21 protein-coding genes, 1 pseudogene and 1 other annotated feature are annotated in these 20,473 nt (G+C 45.9%); of the genes and pseudogenes, 10 read left to right on the plus strand and 12 right to left on the minus strand.

The features are described from left to right. Window positions 1-189 precede the first annotated feature (189 nt). The 3 genes from QP794_RS18980 to QP794_RS18990 form a co-directional block, all read right to left on the minus strand. Window positions 190-2,214, minus strand: coding sequence for a peptidoglycan D,D-transpeptidase FtsI family protein (locus tag QP794_RS18980; protein WP_285078479.1), 2,025 nt, complete (start codon window positions 2,212-2,214; stop codon window positions 190-192). 105 nt (window positions 2,215-2,319) lie between these two features. Continuing rightward, complete coding sequence (locus QP794_RS18985) at window positions 2,320-3,417, minus strand: transglutaminase domain-containing protein (protein WP_483311928.1); 1,098 nt, start codon at window positions 3,415-3,417, stop codon at window positions 2,320-2,322. Window positions 3,418-3,486: 69 nt separating this feature from the next. Beyond that, entirely contained in the window at window positions 3,487-3,942 is a 456-nt protein-coding gene (locus tag QP794_RS18990) for an ATPase (protein ID WP_285078481.1), read from the minus strand. A 216-nt stretch (window positions 3,943-4,158) separates the two neighbouring features. Between QP794_RS18990 and QP794_RS18995 the strand changes: the two genes are divergently transcribed. Both QP794_RS18995 and QP794_RS19000 read left to right on the plus strand, forming a co-directional pair. After that, the gene (locus tag QP794_RS18995; protein WP_285078482.1) at window positions 4,159-5,334 is read left to right on the plus strand and encodes an MFS transporter; all 1,176 of its coding nucleotides are present in this window, start codon (window positions 4,159-4,161) and stop codon (window positions 5,332-5,334) included. Window positions 5,335-5,851: 517 nt separating this feature from the next. Then, window positions 5,852-6,199: a toprim domain-containing protein gene (locus QP794_RS19000; protein WP_024631255.1), complete on the plus strand. Its 348-nt coding sequence runs from the start codon at window positions 5,852-5,854 to the stop codon at window positions 6,197-6,199. Between the two features lie 83 nt (window positions 6,200-6,282). Here the strand turns inward: QP794_RS19000 and QP794_RS19005 are convergent, their stop codons facing one another. Then, entirely contained in the window at window positions 6,283-6,894 is a 612-nt protein-coding gene (locus QP794_RS19005; RefSeq protein ID WP_052016659.1) for an SCO family protein, read from the minus strand. A gap of 232 nt (window positions 6,895-7,126) precedes the next feature. Beyond that, the gene (gene cyoE / locus QP794_RS19010; protein WP_285078483.1) at window positions 7,127-8,056 is read right to left on the minus strand and encodes a heme o synthase; all 930 of its coding nucleotides are present in this window, start codon (window positions 8,054-8,056) and stop codon (window positions 7,127-7,129) included. Window positions 8,057-8,310: 254 nt separating this feature from the next. Here cyoE and QP794_RS19015 point away from each other — a divergent pair. Beyond that, window positions 8,311-9,290, plus strand: a pseudogene (locus QP794_RS19015) (metal-dependent hydrolase). 106 nt (window positions 9,291-9,396) lie between these two features. Here QP794_RS19015 and QP794_RS19020 read toward each other — a convergent pair. After that, the gene (locus tag QP794_RS19020; protein WP_024634589.1) at window positions 9,397-9,615 is read right to left on the minus strand and encodes an alpha/beta-type small acid-soluble spore protein; all 219 of its coding nucleotides are present in this window, start codon (window positions 9,613-9,615) and stop codon (window positions 9,397-9,399) included. A gap of 120 nt (window positions 9,616-9,735) precedes the next feature. Between QP794_RS19020 and QP794_RS19025 the strand changes: the two genes are divergently transcribed. Further along, window positions 9,736-9,933 (plus strand): hypothetical protein, encoded by a 198-nt coding sequence (locus QP794_RS19025; protein ID WP_285078484.1) that lies wholly within the window; start codon window positions 9,736-9,738, stop codon window positions 9,931-9,933. A gap of 114 nt (window positions 9,934-10,047) precedes the next feature. Here the strand turns inward: QP794_RS19025 and trpS are convergent, their stop codons facing one another. Beyond that, entirely contained in the window at window positions 10,048-11,040 is a 993-nt protein-coding gene (gene trpS / locus QP794_RS19030; protein WP_285078485.1) for a tryptophan--tRNA ligase, read from the minus strand. 116 nt (window positions 11,041-11,156) lie between these two features. After that, window positions 11,157-11,422: a binding site (T-box leader), on the minus strand. Window positions 11,423-11,671: 249 nt separating this feature from the next. Between trpS and QP794_RS19035 the strand changes: the two genes are divergently transcribed. Further along, entirely contained in the window at window positions 11,672-12,649 is a 978-nt protein-coding gene (locus tag QP794_RS19035) for an aldose 1-epimerase (RefSeq protein ID WP_285078532.1), read from the plus strand. Window positions 12,650-12,846: 197 nt separating this feature from the next. After that, window positions 12,847-13,080 carry an alpha/beta-type small acid-soluble spore protein gene (locus tag QP794_RS19040; protein ID WP_024634588.1) on the plus strand — a complete coding sequence of 78 codons (234 nt, stop codon included), beginning with the start codon at window positions 12,847-12,849 and terminating at the stop codon, window positions 13,078-13,080. Window positions 13,081-13,160: 80 nt separating this feature from the next. Here QP794_RS19040 and QP794_RS19045 read toward each other — a convergent pair whose 3' ends face one another. Beyond that, window positions 13,161-13,574: a hypothetical protein gene (locus QP794_RS19045; protein WP_024634409.1), complete on the minus strand. Its 414-nt coding sequence runs from the start codon at window positions 13,572-13,574 to the stop codon at window positions 13,161-13,163. Window positions 13,575-13,847: 273 nt separating this feature from the next. Then, window positions 13,848-15,647: a M3 family oligoendopeptidase gene (locus QP794_RS19050; RefSeq protein WP_285078486.1), complete on the minus strand. Its 1,800-nt coding sequence runs from the start codon at window positions 15,645-15,647 to the stop codon at window positions 13,848-13,850. Window positions 15,648-15,764: 117 nt separating this feature from the next. Here QP794_RS19050 and QP794_RS19055 point away from each other — a divergent pair, with 117 nt between their 5' ends. Beyond that, window positions 15,765-15,935: a YycC family protein gene (locus QP794_RS19055; RefSeq protein ID WP_079348954.1), complete on the plus strand. Its 171-nt coding sequence runs from the start codon at window positions 15,765-15,767 to the stop codon at window positions 15,933-15,935. After that, window positions 15,932-16,165: a hypothetical protein gene (locus QP794_RS19060; protein WP_024634407.1), complete on the plus strand. Its 234-nt coding sequence runs from the start codon at window positions 15,932-15,934 to the stop codon at window positions 16,163-16,165. Before QP794_RS19055 ends, QP794_RS19060 begins: the two co-directional genes overlap by 4 nt. A 17-nt stretch (window positions 16,166-16,182) precedes the next feature. Here QP794_RS19060 and QP794_RS19065 read toward each other — a convergent pair whose 3' ends face one another. Together QP794_RS19065 and QP794_RS19070 are read right to left on the minus strand one after the other, a co-directional pair. After that, window positions 16,183-16,914, minus strand: a complete 732-nt coding sequence (locus QP794_RS19065) for a DUF2225 domain-containing protein (RefSeq protein WP_285078487.1) — start codon at window positions 16,912-16,914, stop codon at window positions 16,183-16,185. A 36-nt stretch (window positions 16,915-16,950) separates the two neighbouring features. Further along, on the minus strand, window positions 16,951-17,328 hold the full coding sequence (locus QP794_RS19070; protein ID WP_024634405.1) for a globin domain-containing protein: 378 nt from the start codon (window positions 17,326-17,328) through the stop codon (window positions 16,951-16,953). Between the two features lie 561 nt (window positions 17,329-17,889). Between QP794_RS19070 and ylbJ the strand changes: the two genes are divergently transcribed. Together ylbJ and QP794_RS19080 are read left to right on the plus strand one after the other, a co-directional pair. Beyond that, entirely contained in the window at window positions 17,890-19,143 is a 1,254-nt protein-coding gene (gene ylbJ, locus QP794_RS19075; protein ID WP_285078488.1) for a sporulation integral membrane protein YlbJ, read from the plus strand. 104 nt (window positions 19,144-19,247) lie between these two features. Further along, window positions 19,248-20,051, plus strand: a complete 804-nt coding sequence (locus tag QP794_RS19080) for an NAD kinase (RefSeq protein ID WP_024634403.1) — start codon at window positions 19,248-19,250, stop codon at window positions 20,049-20,051. 29 nt (window positions 20,052-20,080) lie between these two features. On the opposite strand, the gene QP794_RS19085 is transcribed toward QP794_RS19080, so the two are convergent. Continuing rightward, complete coding sequence (locus tag QP794_RS19085) at window positions 20,081-20,464, minus strand: YutD family protein (RefSeq protein ID WP_236642253.1); 384 nt, start codon at window positions 20,462-20,464, stop codon at window positions 20,081-20,083. Window positions 20,465-20,473 lie beyond the last annotated feature (9 nt).

The following is a 20,473-nucleotide window of genomic DNA, read 5'->3' on the forward strand; positions in this document are numbered from 1 at the left end:
ATGTCAGTACAGACATATAGTTAATTTCTTTATTTTAAAAGATAATTTCCTTCTCTTAAATAAACGCAACATGAACGAAGTTTGTTACACGCTAATTTGCAGCAGCTTATGAGCAAGAGGCCTCTCAGTCCTGGAAAACGTAAAAAGGACCCTCGAAAGGGTCCCTTCTTTTGGAATCAAGAACTCACATTACTGTGTATTTGATTCTTTATTTTTATCTTTTTTTGGTACACCGTCCAGACCAAACTCCTCGTCATACGCATCGAAGATCGCACGAGCTACCGGAGCCGCACTGTTCGAACCGAAGCCCCCTTCAGGAATAACCACAGCTACAGCCAGCTTCGGATTGTTACGTGGTGCATAAGCGATAAATACCCCGTTATCCACCAATTTGCCTCCGACTAACTGTGTGGATGTACCTGTTTTTCTTGCAAAGTCATAAGGGAATCCACTAAACGCCGTTACTTCGGTTGCCATGCCTCGCTGTACTTCATTCCAGTAAGCATCATTAAAATCGACTGTGCTGAGCACTTTCGGTTTCATTTTCTTAACCACATTGCCTTGCGAATCACGGAACTCACTGACTAATTGTGGCTCCATGCGTTTTCCTTTATTCGCTAGCATCGTAGCATACTGCGCCAGCTGCATCGTTGTATATTTCCCCTGTTGTCCAAAGGAGCCGTAAACAAGTCGTGTTAGTGAACTTTCATCCTTGTTCATATAATCCCGAATACCCAAGAATTCATTCGGCAGATCAACTCCGGTGGATACACCCAAACCGAACTGCTTCATGTATTTATCCCAAACATTGATTCCTTCTGCGCCATATTGGGAGTAAAGCTTCTTGCCAATCTCGTCAATCATGAACACGTTCGAGGAATGACGAATTGCATCACGAGGAGTCAACGAACCATACACGTGACCGGAGGAGTTCTGTACTCTCCGGTTATCCCCCCCAAATGTCGTAGATCCTCTGTCCGAATAAACTGTATTTGTTGTGAAGAATCCCTCTTTTAAACCGATCAATACACTAAGTGGTTTAATCGTTGAACCAAGTAGTACGATTGATTCAGCTCGTTTTTTTGAATCGTCTGGCGGAAAAGAACGAATTGTACCATTTTGGTATACATACTTGATGTCATCATACTGATCGTTGCTAATACTACCCGTTCTCCAAATATTTGTGTCATAATCTGGCATGCTGGCAATCGAAACAATCTTCCCTGTATCCACTTCCATCGCGACTGCAAAACCTGTCTTGGCGTTCGGATGCAGCTTGCCTGAGACCGGATGTGAATGAAGCCAGCTTAGTTGATCGAGGATTGCCTGTTCTGTCTTCACCTGAACATTTTTATTAATCGTTGTAATCAGGTCATACCCTTTTTCGGGTGGGGTAGAGCCTGCTACACCTTCAGGCAAGTTCCGCAAATCAACATCAACGGAGTTATAACCGCTTTTCCCCCGCAGAACATCCTGATATTGCAGTTCCAGTCCATCAAAGCCAACAAACTCATTCTCGGTATATACAAGACCTGGGTCCGTTTGCTTTTTATTGGCCTCATCAACCTCTTTATATTTATCCAATGTTTTAGAGCTTTTGAACTTTTTGAGATAACCAATCGTCTGCACAGCTACCGTATCCGGATCATAGTAGCGCACACTTTCCTCTACAATCTGAATTCCCTTGAATTCATCCTTGTGTTGAAGAAAATAGGCTACTTCCTCATCGGACAGATCACTCTTGATTAGACGTGGCATGAACCCGTTTGCTTTACGCGAATTGAGGTCCATGGCTTCTAAGATGTTATCAACCGTAAGGGCCTCGGAATCCTTTTTCTTATACTGCTCAAAAACATCATGCAGCCGGGTGGCGATGTCCTCCACTTCCGCTATATTCGGATTAGGCTTGCCATCCACATCCCCATAATTTTTGTATAAGGTCAGATACAAGGATTGAATCGGCTTGGAATAAGCCAGCTTCACCTCACCTGTGGAATCATAGATAGTTCCTCTCACGGGAGCGAGCGGTACATCTTTGGTAATATTGCTCGCTTCCTCCTGACTCAGCTCAGGCCCTTCCACGAATTGCAAAAATGCCAGCCGCACAATAATAACGCTAAAAATAACAAAGGAAGCGAAGAAAAATACGTTCATCCGGTAACTGAAGCGCCGCTTGTCCGTAAGTTCGTCCTTCTCTTTTGAATGATTGTTCATTCATCCTACCTCTTTCATGACTTGATGCATACCGTCCAGACTATACAGCCCCGGCATGATAACCTGGCAACGTCGTCATCTCCCGGACCCATGTCCGGCGTAATGTTAAGCTGATTGATCTTTCAGATGGGTATCGGCAAAGTTAGGAGGATTGAACCAATCGCCACTGATTGCCCACGTGGGGTCAAGCGGAATCCAGCTTTCCGAATCACTCAAATAAATTTCATTCCAGGCATGTGGACCATATCCACCCTGCCCGTTATAACCAAGGCCTGTAACCACTTTGACTTCCAGCCCCTGTGAACGAGCCATAACCGCATAAAGACGAGCGTAATCAATACATACGCCTTCACGTGTATCAAATGTATTTTGCGGTGTCTGCTCGTGCCATATGCCCTTTTGCTCATAGTCATCCACTTTACCATAGTCATATTGAATGCGAGAACCTACCCAGTCATATAATGCCCTGGCTTTGGCTTCATCTGTCGTTTGGCCTTTTACAATCTCTTTTGCCGCAGATTCAATATCCGCCGGAATGTTATGGTCAACGACTTCATATTTGCGTTGCAGGATGGCGCCCAGTTCCTTTTGGACCGCTTGAGTAAACACGGGCAGCTTGTCCTTAATAAATGTACCGGATAATGGCTCTATGACCGATTTGGCTCCTTGCATATAAATGGGCGAAGCCTCCACGTATCGACTAAACATGCTGCCCGGATAGAGACTGACAATCATGAACAGTACGGCAATCACAATCATCCCGCGCACGGAGCCAATAACTGTACCAATCACAGCACCCGTAAAGCGACTGAAAAATCCTTTTGGTCTGCTCTCTTGCTCTGCTGAACTGTATCTTCTTCGGAAAATAAGGGAAGAGAGCAAGCCGAGAAGCAAGCGGATGAAGCCATAACTAAGCACAAACAACACGGCAAACCGCATGAGCGGAAAATCAGCAATGGCCGTAATCAATGTATAATACATCTGTTCCCAGCGGTTCAGCTCACGGTTTGGCATGTCTGCGGCATGCACAGACAACCATTGCTGAACATATGGCGCAAGCCACAATGTTAAACCGATGGATAACAGAATACCGATGACCGCCATAATGCCATCCATGAGGAAACCAAAGAGTCTTCCCGCCGAACGCGAAGCACCTCTGGACCATCCCTGGAGCAATGAAGCGGCCACAATCAGCAGCAGCATAATCGTTATGCCATTGAATTCTTTCAGACTGTCCAGCCAATTTTGCAGCACGTATCCATTCCTCCTTTACTACGAAGTCGGTGCTGTTCCGTTCTCCTGTGCCTGTTTGACAAAAGTTCGTATCGTTTCATTGTCGACCTTCCATTCACCTAGTGAGATCCCCCGAAATGTAACATCGACTTTATCCGAATTCATTCTGCCTTTAATCTCCACATTGGGGCTTGTGATGGTGTATGCACTATCCTGCCCCTTGATGTATGTCGCTTTGGAAGCTTCCTTGAGCATCATGCTGGTCGCTTCCTTCTTCAATGTGTCCATTGTACTCGATTGTACATCAGTAACTGTCTGTTTGATCTGATCGATGGAGATGCCGCTGTATATCAGTAGAGCCGCAATAATGATGATGGCAATCGCCCATTTCAATACGGTTTTGACCACGTTCAGAACAAAGAACAAAATGATCAACGCAACCACGATCACCAGCCAGTTCTGCATCACAAACTCTTTGATTACTTCTATGTTCATGACTACACCTTCCGTATTAGAGTTGATTATTAACACTTCCCGAATATTATACATGATTTCCGAAGCTGCTGTCAGCTAAGCCCTCCTATGTAAAAATAAACGGTCTAAGTTCGTCCCGCCGGGCGTACAAGTAGTACCATGAGGTTCTGTCCAAGGAACGGGGAACACGGCATGACCAGTTATTGAATATGCATCGCTTAACAAGGAGGGGCTTATGTGAAAACGGCCATCTGGCTATATCTATTTTTGTTCCTTGCTGTTTTTGATCTGCACGCCCAGTATCCAATTTTGACCCCTTTCGCTATCTCGCTTGGGGCGGCCCCGACCTTCATCGGCTGGATGATGGGCATCTATTCCTTGACTCATCTCCCAGGCAATCTGATTGCCGGAACCCAAATCGACAAACATGGCAGTCGTCGTTACATTGTGTTCAGTTTGCTGGGTGCGGGGATCATTTTGCTTATTCAAGCGCAAATCCACACGCCTTGGCAGCTGCTCGCCCTGCGAGCCATCAGTGGATTTGTACTTGCTTTTCTGTCTCCAGCCTGTCTCGCACTGCTTGCGCAATTATCTAGTGATCCGATTAAGCAAGGCAAGTATATGTCTGGCCATGGCGTTGTACATACACTCGCATCCGTGGTATCCCCCGCCGCAGGCGCATTAATTGTCGGAGCGCTTGGATTTTCCGCCACCTTTGCAAGTCTAGGTTATCTGCTCATTCTGTCTGGCGTTATCGCATGGCTATCCATGCCCAAAGGCCTGGCTGAAGTTCAGCATGAAAAGGTGACCGAGCCCGCCAAGCCTAGCAACCCGGCAGAAGAAAAAAGAAAGTTCCTGCCTGTATCCTGGCGATACTTTGCTCTGCCTCTTGTTATTGCTTGTGCCCAAGGAATCCTATTTTTTGAACTGCCTCTGCGCGGAGGCGGACATTCGTCCATGATGTCTACCGGACTTTTGTTTTCTATTATCAGTATTGGAGCACTATTTACCCTAAGTATGCTGTTTCTCAACCGGTATTCCCCCAAACTGCGGTTGATTGTGGGTGTGCTGCTGATGTCTTTATGTTTCTTTACTATGGCGGCGATACCACAGATTCCGTTGTCTTCCGTACTCTTCGTTCTGGGGATGTCTAAAGGAATTATTTTCCCTGCCATGGCAACACTCTTTATCCGATTAAGCGGAGGAAACAAGCTGGGTCGCATCTTTTCATTGCAATCCATTGCTACCTCTATCGGCTCTTTTATTGGTCCGATCACCGCAGGGCAGCTGCGCGTGGGTCTGTCTCCATATTTCATTGCCTTTGTATTATTGATGATTGGTATCATGCTGCTTCCTTACTTCACAGCCAGACGTGAAGCTTCCCTGTCTGATCCCAAAAGCATACTTGGTTAACGGCAGCACCATGAAATTTCCACGGCCTTTTGATACAGGAAGGATTGTATTTTTCTCGGCTTTGCATCATTCCCTCATTTACAGCTACACTATATAAAATGGACTGATGTTTTACACACGAACGAAGTGACTTCTGGAGCATAACCTTCTTCATCTTCAAGATTTCTCTTTCTTAAATTAGGAATGGATGATCAGTGGAAGATAGTAGTGAAGGGGACGGAATTGATTCTGAAAAAGCGGCAGCGTTCGCCTTTGTCTCCGAAATGTTATACCTTTGAAGAGTAAATTCAGAACATTTGGAGACAACAGCGATCGGAAGAACGATCCGTAACCGTAACGGCCATTGTTGGTTAGGCATTCCCTTCAGATGTGAAAAGAAAGTTAGAAATCCGAGGTGTTTCTGTCAGGTGTCGCTCGTGTGAAAATTAGAAGGTCCATTTTATATAATCCAGTCGATTTTCGCTGCAACATTTCCCGGGGAATGTCGACATAAGCTCTCGATCAAGAGGTGAATATGATGCCTATTCATGTCATTGTGGAAGGTAAGAATGACCGCAGCAAACTAAAACGACTTGTAGGACCCGAAATCAACATTTTGTGCACGTTTGGAACACTGAATTCGCTCAAGCTTGAGTCGCTGCGCAAACAGGTTGGTTATGATGAGGTCTACTTATTTATGGATAATGACAGTTCAGGCAAGAAAATCAGAGGTGTTCTTCGAGATGCCTTCCCGGATGCTGTACAGATGTATACGCGCCGCGGTTATGCGGGTGTGGAAGGAACCCCTGACGAATACATTATCGCCCAGCTGGAGAAAGCAGGATTAGAATCGTATATCCAATATCCTGAATTCCCCTCGTTTTAGGAAAAACAGAAAGAGGCTGCTCCTGGGTATTCATTCAACCCAAGAAGCAGCCTCTTTATTTGGTTTGTCCATGATGAACGCATTTATTCCTTGATCAGATTACGTATGTCCTCCGCAATGACTGCGGGTTCAACATCCTCTGTATTAAACGCGTTGTATACCTTGCGCAGCTGATTATTCCGATCCACCAGTCCAATCATGTTCATATGGGCAAAATCATCCTTGTTCTCACCCTCAATGAGGATCTGGAATGAATCCTTGGCGAGCTGCTTCGTTTTATCCATATCCCCCCGCAGGAAGTACCAGCCTTCATAATCCGCGTGGAATCGATCTGCAAATTCCTTGATTTTCTCCTTGGTATCCACTTTCGGGTCAAACGAGATGGACACAAACGAAACATCCTTGCCAAAGGTATCGTCCTCTTTCAACAGGTCCTGCACCTGAGATAACGTAAACGTCGTAATTGGGCACACATCTGGACAGCTGGTGAAATAAAAGTAGAACAAACGCACCTTGCCCTTGGTATCATCCAGAGATACTGTGCTTCCATCTACATTTTCCATTGAAAAGGATTGAATCTCCCGAATTTCGGGTAATTTTTCCTTGCTGGCGAATACGGTGCCCCACATTAAATACACTGCCATAATCAGTGCAAGCCCTAGCAGCATCCATGTCCATTTATACTTTTTCAGCATCATTATCGTCCCTTCCGATATCAGATCATATGAATACGCATACATAAAAATTTAACGGTTTTCGATAAAATTTATGGACCCTTGAATCCTGATTTTTATGATAATTCCTCATTCCCACACCACTCTGATGCATATGTATACGAAGAACCCAACCGACAATGGGCTCCCATGTTATTGTAACGGTTCCGCGGACATGTGCCCATGTATTTGTTTTAACAGTATTTCATGCCGCTTATTTGTGCACTGTATCCAGAATCATCAATATAAAACTCAAGGATAGATAGTTAATGGAGTAAAGGAATACCTTTTTGGCCCAAGCATCTGTATTTTTTGCACGAAAGCCTTTAAGGGCGTAGTATAGCCACAGCACAGAAAGTATCAGTGAAACGGTAAGATAGAAGATTCCTGCGTACCCGTAGGCATACATGAGAATCGGGACAAAGATCTGCAAAACCAGATATGGAATCATCTGAATCTTGGTCCGTTCAATACCTTTCACAACCGGCAATAGCGGAAATCCGCCAGCCCGATAATCTTCCACCCTGCGGATCGCCAGCGCCCAGAAGTGTGGAGGCTGCCATAGAAACAACATGGCTAGAAGCAGCCATGCTCCAAGATCCATACGTCCGGTTACCGCGACATATCCGATGACTGGCGGCATTGCACCTGACAGACCACCAATGGAGGTGCTCCATGTCGACGAACGCTTTAACCAAAGGGTGTACATAATCACATAGACAAACATGCCAAACATGCCGCATAATCCGGCAAGTGCCCCGGAAAAGGAAAAGAGTATGATTAATCCAAGCACACCCAAAATAATGGCATAGGATAGAACAACTTTGGGTGTTAAACGTCCTGTTGGCAAGGACCTGTTGCGAGTACGTTCCATTTTGAGATCAAGTTCACGGTCAAAGTAATTATTAAATACACAAGAAGAAGCCATAATCAGTACCGTTCCGAGCAGGGTCAGCATCAATTTGCCATAGTCGACGTCCCACTGGGATGCAAGCCAAAAGCCACCAAAAACCGCAATAAGGTTGGTTCGAAGAATGCCAGGTTTCGTAATATGGATAAAATCTTTCCAAGTCCCCGATTTCGTCGGAGGCGCAGATCGTGATGCCGAATCGGAAGAAGCCTGGTATCTCAATGGATTGTCCACGCTTGCAGATCCCCCTTGCTTTTGATCTCATGGAGGTTTCTCTCTCTGCCTCCGATATAAAGTTTATCACAGGAAAAGGAAAAAGAGTTTGACAATGATCGTACAATTGCTGTCAATTGAGCAGGTTCTTGTCATATCTTTGGAAATTAGGGTGTTTTGCTTCCCGGTAGGCGGATAATATACACTATATATGGGTATCACCTAGATAGAGAGGGCAATACGCATTAACGATACACCACACAAAGGAGACGTTTATGGATACTTCTACACATTTTGTCATGGGGATTGGTTTGGCCGGTCTGGCTTATGTCGATCCTGTTGTCGCGACGAGTCCCATGCTTGCAGCCGCGGTCATGGTTGGCACCATTGCAGGCTCGCAGGCCCCTGACATCGATACTGCGTTGCGTCTCAAAAGCAACTCGCTCTATATCCGGAATCACCGGGGCATGTCCCATTCACTGCCATTTCTCCTGTTATGGGTTCTACTCATCACCGGCGTCATTGCACTGATCTTTCCCGGTGTCGCTGTTGGACACGTTGCGGCCTGGACTGCTGTCGCCGTATGCGTTCACGTTTTTACGGATTTGTTCAATACCTATGGAACCCAGGCAGCACGACCTTTTACAGAACGCTGGATTGCCTGGAACATCATTCATATTTTTGATCCGTTTCTGTTTATCACACATGTGCTGCCATTTTGTTATGGGCCTTCGATCTGATCGCCCCTGCTCCACTCTTTGTTTCACTGTATATTTTGATTGGCTTGTATTATGTATGGCGCACGATAGCACGTGCTATGGCTGTTAGACAGGTGAAGCGAATCGACAAAAATAATGCTGAGGCTCATTATATGGTGATCCCTACGATATCCTGGAACCGATGGCATGTAGTGAAAAGATATGCAGACGGCAGTTATGAGATTGGCAAAATGGATCATTCCGTCCTAACCTGGAATCTCCATGCTTCATCTTCCACTCATGCCGCTGTTGCCGCATCACGCAAAGCTCCTGAAGTCACTGCATTTCTGTACTTCACGTCTTATGCTGTCGCAGAGGTGGAAGAATTACCAGCAGGATACAAAGTACGCTGGGCAGATGTTCGTTATCGACATCGCAAACAGTACCCCTTTGTCGCTGTGGTCGTTATGGACCGAAATTTCGAAACGATTGATACGTATGTCGGATGGTTAAGTGACGAGAAAATGGATAAAAAACTTTTATCTGCCCGCTCTTGACGAAAGGTGCATGGAAGGGCACAATCAGACATAGGAACTGATGCGCGAGAAAGCCCGGAGCGTTTCCGCTCCGGGCTTCTGCTTGTTGCTGTTTGGTTATAATGAATTATTTGCCAGACCCAGCCAAAGACTGCTCAGCGATTTGTACCAGACGTTTGGTGATGTACCCGCCCAGAGATCCTGTTTCACGGGAAGTGTAGTTACCGTAGTAACCGTCTTGTGGAATAGTTACACCTAGTTCTTGTGCAGCTTCCATTTTCAATTGTTGCAGTGCTGAATTTGCTTGAGGTACCACCAAGTTGTTAGAACGAGATCCTTGAGCCATATTTAAAATCTCCCTTCAATCTGTGTCTGTAATGTAATTGCAAGCTTGCAAGGTTATTATGGCTCGTACGCTTCAGGTTATACGGAATCTCATTAAATATTTGTATGGAGGTTTTTCCCAATGAGCAAGGGTTTATCATTATGGTTTGCATTCTCTTCGATTATGTTGTTAGCGGTTACGGCGATCATGATCTCGTACTCTGGCTGGTTGGCTTCGCTGCTGTTTGTCGTATCCGTTGCCAACATCTGCTGGGGATTCGTTATTCGCGCAAAGAAAGAGCGTCGGGAAGGTCGGGCCACTTCGGAAACCGCTTCTTGACCCTGTAAAACATCTAGGTTAGGTAGTACGAAACGATAATAAAGAGGAGCCCTGTCAGGGCTCCTCTTTATTATGTGAACAATTCATCTACTTTAGGCCACTTGCCTCGTTCTACTACAACGAACGTCTAGGAACAAACCCCATACGATCTTTAACTGCATGAAGTGTTTGGGAAGCAACCGCTTCTGCCCGACGAGCTGAGGTTTCGAGGATGTCGGCCAATTCGCCAGACTCGCGAATCTCACGATACCGTTCCTGTAAAGGTTCAATAACGGATACTACCACTTCAGCCAGTTCCTTTTTGAACGGACCATACATTTTGCCTTCATAGCGTTCCGCTACTTCCTTCAATGTCAGACCTGCGCATTCAGCGTAGATACTCATCAGATTGCTGACTTCAGGTTTGTTTGCCGGATCATATACAACTTCAGTACCGGAATCGGTTGTGGCACGGCTAATTTTTTTGCGGATGACATCTGGCGGATCAAGCAAGGCAATGTAGCTGCCTGCATTGGGATTACTTTTGCTCATTTTGGAAGAAGCATCATCCAGAGACATTACACGAGCACCCACCTGTGGAATATAAGGATCTGGAATCGTGAAATACTCCCCATAGCGGTGGTTAAAGCGTCCTGCCAGGTCGCGTGTCAGTTCCAAATGCTGCTTCTGGTCCTCGCCTACTGGAACAAGGTCAGCATTATACAGCAAAATATCAGCAGCCATTAATGAAGGATATACAAATAGTCCGGCGCCAACGGAATCTTTACCGGAGGATTTGTCCTTGAATTGAGTCATGCGTTCGAGTTCACCCATCGAAGTCAGGGTGGTCATCAACCAGCCCAATTCTGCGTGCTGGGGTACATGGGATTGCAGAAACACATTAGATTTCGCAGGATCGATTCCTGCTGCAATAAACAATGCAGCTACCGCCTCGGACTGCTCACGCAGCGCTGCCGGCTCTTGAGCTACTGTTACAGCGTGAAGATCAACTACCATAAAGTGACATTGGTAGTCATGCTGCAATTTCACAAAGTTTTTAATTGCCCCGATGTAGTTACCTAATGTGAGCTTGCCACTCGGCTGAATTCCGGAAAGTACTGTTTTCATTTCACATAACGCCTCCCTGTGTCTAGTTATGGATGACCAAATGGGTATATTTCTAAACCTTTGGCGGCATCCAGCTTTTCTTCTATTCTCAGCGGACGCAAAAAGGCCTCACATCCGCAAGGGACGTGAGACCGTGGTGCCACCCTTATTCGCATTTCTCCATTCCTCTAGACCTGCTTAGATCATGTGGAAGAAATGCCTTCATTTCTCCGTAACGTGGAGGATACGTCCGATTCTACTAAGGATAGTCTAAGATCAGACTGCGCCTGTTCAAATCAGCACTCAAGGGTCCATTCGGTAAAGAGTTCCCACCGGTTCACATCACCCACCGGCTTTCTGAAGAGAGTCCTCATGACTTACTTGTCCCTGTCATCGTTTTAATTATTATTCGTTGGATAAAACACAGCTTTCAGAATTCCATCTTAATGCGCCGAGACCAGAATGTCAAAATGGAAAGAGCTTTTTTTACCCACTCACCCGAAATCTGTTATGATGGAATTGCTTATCCTGATCACCAGCATTCATTCGGTATGCTAATCGGATAGGTGGCATGTACACAATGACACGCCTGCAACGGCAGATAGGCATAGCCGTTTGCAGACAGATTTCAAGTGGGAAAAGGAGCATCGATATGAAACAAGTGACCAAAGGCCAATGGAATGGTTACGACACGTATATCCTACATAGCCGTGAATTGGAGATTACCCTGCTGCCGCGTCTTGGAAACAATATTATTTCGATTCGCGATCTCGTGCAGGGCTGCGAAGTCGTTCGCAGTCCAAAAGAAGATGAACTTGCTTTTTACTTGCAGAAGCCGTATCACTTCGGCGTTCCGCTTCTGGTTCCGCCAGGCCGCATTCATCGAGGACAATTCGAATATGAGGGAGTCCATTACCAATTCGATCAGAATACGGCCAATGACAACCATATTCACGGCCTCCACCGCAGCCAGTCCTGGTGTGTCAGCGACATCGAAGAAGATGAAGACGGTTGTGCAATTACAACGGAATTATTAACTGAAAATGAAGAGCATTGGATGGCTCAATTTCCGATTCCTCTGAAGCTTGAGATGACGTTCAGACTGCAAAACGCTGTGTTAAGCCAGCGTCTGCGAGTAACCAATCTGAGCTCCACTCCTGCTCCTTTTGGAATGGGATATCATACATGGTTTCTGCTCGACGGCAAACCTGCCGAATGGACACTTCAACTTCCTGTTTCCGGAATCTACGGCCAGAATGAAGAGCAACTTCCCACAGGAGAGATTGAACCTCTCGGTGAATGGTCAGCTTTGAACGAAGGCATGAACATGCAGGGACGAAACTGGGATACTATTCTCAAAGCTGCAGAAGGACAATCCGCGGTAGCTCACTTGCGCAGGCAGGACGGATATATGTTGAAATATTCAGCAGATGAAGCATTTTTCAAACATTGGGTCCTCTTCACAAAGGGCGAATCCGATCAATTTCTGTGCATTGAACCCTATACCTGGCTCCCTGATGCACCCAATTTGCATTTAACAGATGAGCAAACGGGACTGATTCGTCTGGAACCTGAACAGCCCGTTGAGCTTTTTACACGTATTGAGATTGTTCCGCCAACCGAGAAATAATCTTGTACTCTCAAGATTTTTCTATGGGACATTGCCCCTTTATTTACCATATATTCGCGTAGCCGATCCATACTGGGTCGGCTTTTTTCATGTTATCTCTCATCTAGCTCATCCAGTTTTTACCTTACTCCATATCATGCATATTTCCTTATTCTCTAACCATACTAACATCACCAAGCCATAAGGAGGTGACACACATGTACGGAGGTCAAAACCAAGGAAATAGAAATTCTTCAAACAATTTGGTTGTTCCTCAAGCTACTGCAGCTTTGCAACAATTGAAAATTGAAGCTGCACAAGAGCTGGGTGTAACAATTCCCCAAGACGGTTACTACGGTAACTACACTTCCCGTGAGACAGGTTCTCTGGGTGGTTACATCACTAAACGTCTGGTCCAAATCGCTGAGCAGCAATTATCGGGTCGTTCGTAAGCTCGTAATTCGCGCTCGTATATGCAACAACAAAAAGCGGCCTTCCTCGGAAGTGCCGCTTTCCTGTGTGCTCATTACAATTAAGAAGTCGACTCCATGCCTGAATCCATGTATGTATTGGTTCTAGGATAACGAATCATCAGGTTCGCCATATTATAGTTGGACTCCATCGTGGCATCAACCAAAATCATCCCTTGTCTTACAGTAAAGTCATATGCAATTTCTCCATGAGTCCAATTACGCTTGAATTTTAAAGTCTCCAGTGCCATTGCACGGAAAGAAGAGCGCTGGGTTTCGTTTAATCCACCGTCCTCCACTTCCATTTGACCATCACGTCCGGTTATCGGATTATGTCGAATTCCAAACTTTCCAATAACATTATTTCGTATTTGCACAAAAACTACACCTGAATCTAAACCTGATAATTCATGATCAAGCTCTTTGAACACCAAATCCAATTGTCGTGCTAATGAAAGCTGGTCAATTTTTACCATAACGCTCCTCCTTTGTGCACTTCATCCTACAAAACAAGGACTTACGACTCATTATATGACAACATATGTGGTCATTCAACAAAGACAAACAAACTTGGGTAAATATAACTATAATTTGCACAATTAATTGCCATTTTGCGTCCTTCAAGCGAGTTATTTCTCTTAATTGCGACAAATTATTTAGCAGAAGACAAATATAAAAAAAGGACAAAAAAGACTGCAAACCTGTGTGCGTTTACACAGTTTTGCAGTCCCGTTACATATATAGGCATCCTATTTAGCGGATTCTGTCATTTTAAGAAATTGATCAATATCGGCAATGACCAGATTCGCAGCATTTTGCCAGAAATCAGGTTGCGTGAGATCCGTACCCAGATGTTTCTGAGCCAGATCTTCTACCGTCATTCGGCCCGTATCCCGCAGCAAATCATCGTATTTATCAGCAAATGCCGTGCCTTCCTCCTGCGCTCTGGCATAGATGCCTGCACTGAACATATATCCGAACGTATACGGGAAGTTGTAGAATGGTACACCTGTCAGATAGAAATGAAGCTTGGATGCCCAGAAATGCGGATGATCGGATGCAAGTGCACCACAGAACGCTTCCTGCTGTGCCTCGACCATGAGCTTGGACAGCTCATCTGCATTCACCAAACCTTTTTTGCGTTGCTCATAGAACCGATTCTCAAACAGGAAACGAGCGTGAATATTCATGAAGAACGCAACGCTTCGTTGAATCTTGTCTTCAAGCAGAGCCAGCTTCTCTTGCTCATCCGTTGCGGACTGAACCAGGGCATCCGCTACAATCAGTTCAGCAAAGGTAGATGCCGTCTCCGCCACATTCATGGCGTATCGTTGATTCAAGGCCGGCAGTTCTTCCATAATATGCTGATGATAGCCATGACCGAGTTCATGTGCAAGTGTCGACACATTCGACGGCGTCCCAGAGAAGGTCATGAAAATACGTGTTGCTTTGCTGAGTGGCAATGAAGTACAGAATCCTCCTGGACGCTTGCCAGGACGGTCCTCTGCTTCAATCCAGCGTTTCTCAAACGCCATCTCTGCAAATTTGGAAAGTTTGGGACTGAACTTGGCGAATTGATCCACAATATTGATAGCCGCCTCATCATAGGTGACTTTTCCACCCGACTTGCCTACTGGTGCATCAACGTCACTCCAGCTGAGTTTCTCTACACCGAGCAGTTTCGCCTTGCGTTCCAAATATTGAACCAATGCAGGTTTGGCACCATTAATTACGTTCCACATCGTATCGAGCGTCTGACGCGACATCCGGTTAATCGCCAATGGTTCTTTGAGAATGTCATCCCAACCACGCTTCTCATACAATTTGAGACGGAAGCCGGCCAGATGATTCAATGTATCTGCACAGAAATCTTCGACATCAGTCCAAGCCCGTTCCCAGTTAGCGAATACAGTTTCACGTACATTACGGTCACTGTCGCTCAGCTTGTTGGCAGCCTGACCTGCAGATAGCATTATCGTCTCCCCATTTTGTTCAAATGGAATGTTAACCTTGCTTACAATGGTGTTATAGAATTTGCCCCAGCCATGGTAACCATCTACGCCGAGATCAAGTGCAAGTCCTTCAAGCTCCGGAGACAGCTTCTCACGAGCTTGCGTACGGCTCTCGTTCAGAGCAAAGGCAAGCGGCTGAATATTCTCCCGGGCAATCCATACTTCCCACACCGAGTCTGTCGTCTCGCTAAGCATATTATCGAATCGGGACTTGGTACTGTTCAACATCGCGCCAAGAGAACTCATGGTTCCCTGAAGCTGAACTGCCTTTTTATCATTTTGGTTTTGTGAAGAAAGACAGGAGACAAATGCAGACCCTTCCGAAATTCGGATATAACAGCTCTGCAGCAGTTCCAGAATCGGGTCGAACGCATTTGTTTCTTCCAGCGACTTGGGCGCAGGTGTTTCCTTCAAAAGGACCTGCAGCTTGCGTACATCCTGCTCCAGCTCAATTAAATAAGCAGCGAATGATTCGGAGGCAGACCCTCCACTAAAAATGGACTCCAAATCCCAGATGGGTTGTAATGGTGTTTTCATTTAAATAAGGCCCCTCTCTCAGTAGAATGTATAATTAACCTTGAATTAGAACTGGTTTTATAAGCGCTATATCTCTATACTAGAGAAATAGTTTAAGCTATTTCAGGAGGTCATCGTATGAAACCTTTACAAGTCTCGGCTGACACAGCCGTCAAATTAGCAGAATCTCTAGGTGTTCCCCTCGAACATCTGATGCATATGCCGCAGCATATCCTGATGCAGAAAATCGCCGAACTGGCCAAACAAGAAGCGGCTAAACCTGCCTCTACGGAAGGCGAGCAAGAATGATTCCCTTTGAGAACAGCTGGCCATACGATATTGTAATGGGGGACATTTATGTACAGCAATGTCCGTACTGCCATGCGAACAATGTACTGCTGCCACTCAAACCGAAGGAGCTTGTACGCATTCGTGAAGGCAAAAAGAAATTGCTGGTCTTTCCTTGTTGTAATACCAGTATGACTGTCGTCGACAACGATAGTGATTACTTGCTATCCAGTCGTCCTGTCCGCAATTAGAGAACAACTGTCACTTATCAAATGGGGCTACGTTTCGTAGCCTCTTTGTCTGCTTCAATCATTTCAGCTGGCAACTCCATTTTGCCCGAAATCATCTGTTCCCGCAGCAATGCCCACTGCTCCCGGGAAGAACGAATCATGGCAGCATCGGTAATGCGCTTGTCATGAATGACTCGGCCGAACCATTTTACAGCCTCATGGAAACGACCTACCCTGCGATTCAACTCCCCCAGCAGATACAACAGCTTGGCTTCATTACCGCCAGTACCTTCCCGTTCAAAAACCTTTACGTAAGCATCAAGGCTAAATTCGAGAAAGCGGTTTTCCTGGGTATGATCCTCCATATACCGATACAGCCAGGCAATATGATGCAGCAGACCCGCAACGACACGATCTTTCTCCTGAATAACTTGAGCGCACAACAATCCAAGCTTGTATGAATCCATCGCCTGTTCAAGTGTCCGAGCACCGCTATAATCTCGTTTCACCCAGCGATTGCCGATTTGCTCCTTGAAATCCTTACGCTGTTTATCGTTTAATTGTTCTGTCGAATTCTCCGTCGAAGCGAATCCACACGCCGGACAGATTCGTACAACATAGAAATCCGGATTCTCTCGCTTGTAGTAAGCACAAAAATCGGAATCCGTCCGGTATGGCCGTTTCAAGCTTGGTCTTACGCGTGAGGTGTCATACTCGGTCTCGCAATAATGACATTTCACCTTTACCTTATACAGGGGCTCTAATTCCACTCCGTCCATCCCTCTCCCATATGCGTGTAATCGGAACTAAGGTGTATTCACAAAATGATGTGCTGGCCCCGACAATCGCTGCAGGACGAAAGAATGCAACGGCTCTTCCACACCAACCTGTGTCAACGCCTGATCCATACATGCGAGCCAAGCTTCTGCCCGTTCAACCGTCACTTCAAAATGCATATGGCGGGCACGCATCATTGGATGACCAAAAGCCTCAGAAAATAATGCTGGTCCACCAAAAAACTGAGACAAAAACATGTATTGCTTGTCGATTACCGGCTGAATATTCTCCGGAAAAAGAGGTGCCAGCTTCTCATTCTGCTGAACAATCGGATAAAAAGCTTCAACCAGTGCGCGAACGCCTGCCTCCCCACCGAGATTGTCGTAGATGCTCAAACTTGGATTCATTGTTTCCCCTCCTTTCAGGTGTCGAATTTTGATATATATTACACTCCCATGCTTAATTATGAAAGGAGATTCAAGAACAAGGCCAAGAACGCCTTTATCTTCATTCTATCAAAAAAATCCCAAAAGTCCTATATAACATGAAAGGGTTATGGTTCCACATAGCCATGACTCGTACAGGTCTATCTCGTACTGAAGGCACAAAAAAAGCGCCAAACGTGAGGTTTGGCGCACCAGATATTTCATTAATAACTTCGCCAGTCCTCTTCTTCAGAGCGCACAAGCGAGGCACGTATAACATAAACAAAAGCACAAACCAGGATTCCGGTGACAAGACTCATAATCATCACTCCATCCGATTTAATTCCACCTTCTAGAACATATGAGGTGACGTTCAGGCGTTTTTATTATTTTAGCATACATCTCTTAAAAACACAGCCACTTTTGCAAGCGCTTTCTAAACATTAATTTGTACTGTTTGTCCGCTTTGTCTCATATATTGATGGCAAACGCACGAACGCTCTGCTGCACACTGACCATTCCAAAAATAAAGGAGAAAAATTCATGGCCGCTTCACAACGAATCACCCATGTCCTGATCCCACTAGCTCTCCTGATCCTGTGTGTGTTGATGGTGCTGTTTCCGGTGGAAACCTGGCATGCAGGTGTTCGTGGACTATCCATTTGGTGGGACGTGCTTTTCCCCTCCCTTTTTCCCTTTCTGGTGCTATCCGAGCTGCTCCTCGGATTCGGCATAGTTCATTTTTTGGGTACACTCTTAAATCCACTTATGCGTCCGCTATTTCGTGTTCCCGGGAGCGGCGGCTTTGTATTTGCCGTCAGCTGTGCTTCCGGTTATCCTACTGGAGCCAAATTGACCGCACAATTGTGGGAGCAAAAATTGGTTACTCGGGAAGAAGGTGAACGCCTCGTTGCCTTCACCACATCATCCGATCCCATTTTCATGATTGGAGCTGTATCGGTCGGTTTTTTTCATAATGTCGCTATCGCTCCAATACTGGTCACATCGCATTATGGTGCTGCTTTTCTTGTGGGCCTGCTTATGCGGTTCCATGGCGGCGCCTCTGTTAAGGATCAACCGTCAACTATCGATTCTCCCACCACCTCCAAAGAGGTTCACAGAAACAGGCTAATCCGAGCCATTTATGCCATGCACGAGGCAAGAAAGGCGGATGGACGGGCATTTGGTGAATTGTTACGCCAAGCGATCTCCTCATCCCTTCGCCTTATTATTATCGTAGGAGGGTTAGTTGTATTCTTCTCCGTCATGATGGAGTTACTCGTGCAAACCGGATGGCTCGGCGGATTATATGCGATTACGGAACAATTGCTTCTATATACGGGATTTCCTCCAGCCTTATCCCATAGCCTCGTAGGCGGATTATTCGAAGTCACTTTGGGAGCCAAAGAAGCAGGAGGGGCCGGCATATCCATTCCACTCGTGTATAAAGCTGCTGCTGCTGCCTTCGTCCTTTCCTGGGGAGGTTTATCCGTTCATGCCCAAATTATGAGTGTCCTGAGCAGCACTCCAATGAGATATGGACCCTTTCTGTTTGCCAGAGCCATCCATGCTCTGATTGCCCCCATACTTGTACTTTTGCTGTGGATACCGATGATGGGTGATTTGGAAACGCCTGTTTTGTTCCAAACCGGTGGCATGCCGGAATTATCTTTGTATACACCAAACTGGGGACAGATCCTGTTTTCAGGAGCGGCTGTATTGGGAGGCATAATCCTTTTACTGCTGATGCTTTCTCTCATGAGTCCCTTTTTCTTACCCCGACGTATGAAAAAATGAGCCTTCCAATGTGTTTATATTCAACTGAATATCAATCCGACATTGTGTTCTTCTCTGGAATTGATTATCATCGGTAGTATAATGACCACAAAGGAGCTTTCATCTTGAGATACTATGTTCAAGACCGCGGAGACCAGTTATCGATTGATCTCAGTCAGCAGTTTCATGCGCTGGCCAAAGAGGAAGGGTTTAAGCTGGATGCAGAATCGCCGGAGATTGTCATCTCCATCGGAGGCGATGGTACGATGCTGCAAGCATTTCACAATTTCATCGACCGCATCCCGGACATTGCTTTTGTTGGGGTTCATACAGGCCATCTCGGCTTTTATGCCGATTGGAAGAAGGAAGAATTGCGTGAATTGGTTCGATTGATGAGTGGTAAAGGAGACCCCGAACGACTCAAACCCCGAATAGTGGAGTATCCGCTGCTGGAGCTTGAGATTCGTAAAAAGTCGGGCAACACCTCTTATATCGCACTGAACGAATTTACGTTAAAAGGTGTAGACGGTACAGTCGTCGCGCAGGTCGACATTAACGACGTTACGTTTGAGATGTTCCGGGGAGACGGAATTTGTGTATCTACACCTTCGGGCAGTACGGCATACAACAAGGCGCTTGGCGGCGCCATGGTGCATCCCACGATCGAGGCTATTCAAATCGCCGAGATCGCTTCAATCAATAACCGCGTCTATCGGACGCTGGGTTCACCGGTTATTTTGCCCAAGCACCATCACTGTGATATCTTCTCACGCAAGGATCAGCGGTTATTGCTTACCATTGACCACGTAAACGTGATGGTGGAAGATCTCATATCGGTACGCTGTCAGGTGGCCCGCCACAAGGTCAGCTTTGCCCGTTTCCGTCCCTATCCGTTTTGGAACAGGGTTCGTACAGCTTTTTTGGACTAATCATATGCAAAAAGAAAAAGCGGTCCTTTTCAGGAACCGCTTTTTGCTTTGGCTTGAGGCTGATCTTTGCTCTTCTGAAGTACAAAGTACGCACAGCCAAAGTTGCAATATTCATTGATATAGTCCACCATGCTGGAGATCGTGGAATCCTTTGTTGCTTTAGGATGGTTGTCCCGGTAAAAACCTTTCAACCGCAGCTGGCTGTAACCCCAGTCCCCAATAATGTAATCGTATCGCTCCAGCACTTCGCTGTAACGGTCACGAAAGACTTCAGGATTCCAGCCGTCTTTGTGGTTCTGCACAATTTCATAATTCTTTCCGCCGATTTGAACAATAACCGGTTCTTGAGGTTTGTCCTGTACAGGCTCCTGAACCGATTCCTGAATCTGTTCTGAACTTTTTTCTTCTTCCAAACCTGTCTC

Source organism: Paenibacillus sp. UMB7766-LJ446 (genome assembly GCF_030226665.1).
Classification (GTDB): Bacteria; Bacillota; Bacilli; order Paenibacillales; family Paenibacillaceae; genus Paenibacillus; species Paenibacillus vandeheii.

Bases quoted from the DNA above. Each gene is read 5' to 3' on its own strand.
- QP794_RS18980 (WP_285078479.1), bottom strand. From the start codon at position 2,214: ATGAACAATCATTCAAAAGAGAAGGACGAACTTACGGACAAGCGGCGC.
- QP794_RS18985 (WP_483311928.1), bottom strand. From the start codon at position 3,417: ATGCTGCTGCTGATTGTGGCCGCTTCATTGCTCCAGGGATGGTCCAGA.
- QP794_RS18990 (WP_285078481.1), bottom strand. From the start codon at position 3,942: ATGAACATAGAAGTAATCAAAGAGTTTGTGATGCAGAACTGGCTGGTG.
- QP794_RS19000 (WP_024631255.1), top strand. From the start codon at position 5,852: ATGCCTATTCATGTCATTGTGGAAGGTAAGAATGACCGCAGCAAACTA.
- QP794_RS19005 (WP_052016659.1), bottom strand. From the start codon at position 6,894: ATGCTGAAAAAGTATAAATGGACATGGATGCTGCTAGGGCTTGCACTG.
- QP794_RS19020 (WP_024634589.1), bottom strand. From the start codon at position 9,615: ATGGCTCAAGGATCTCGTTCTAACAACTTGGTGGTACCTCAAGCAAAT.
- QP794_RS19025 (WP_285078484.1), top strand. From the start codon at position 9,736: ATGAGCAAGGGTTTATCATTATGGTTTGCATTCTCTTCGATTATGTTG.
- trpS (WP_285078485.1), bottom strand. From the start codon at position 11,040: ATGAAAACAGTACTTTCCGGAATTCAGCCGAGTGGCAAGCTCACATTA.
- QP794_RS19035 (WP_285078532.1), top strand. From the start codon at position 11,672: ATGAAACAAGTGACCAAAGGCCAATGGAATGGTTACGACACGTATATC.
- QP794_RS19040 (WP_024634588.1), top strand. From the start codon at position 12,847: ATGTACGGAGGTCAAAACCAAGGAAATAGAAATTCTTCAAACAATTTG.
- QP794_RS19045 (WP_024634409.1), bottom strand. From the start codon at position 13,574: ATGGTAAAAATTGACCAGCTTTCATTAGCACGACAATTGGATTTGGTG.
- QP794_RS19050 (WP_285078486.1), bottom strand. From the start codon at position 15,647: ATGAAAACACCATTACAACCCATCTGGGATTTGGAGTCCATTTTTAGT.
- QP794_RS19055 (WP_079348954.1), top strand. From the start codon at position 15,765: ATGAAACCTTTACAAGTCTCGGCTGACACAGCCGTCAAATTAGCAGAA.
- QP794_RS19060 (WP_024634407.1), top strand. From the start codon at position 15,932: ATGATTCCCTTTGAGAACAGCTGGCCATACGATATTGTAATGGGGGAC.
- QP794_RS19070 (WP_024634405.1), bottom strand. From the start codon at position 17,328: ATGAATCCAAGTTTGAGCATCTACGACAATCTCGGTGGGGAGGCAGGC.
- ylbJ (WP_285078488.1), top strand. From the start codon at position 17,890: ATGGCCGCTTCACAACGAATCACCCATGTCCTGATCCCACTAGCTCTC.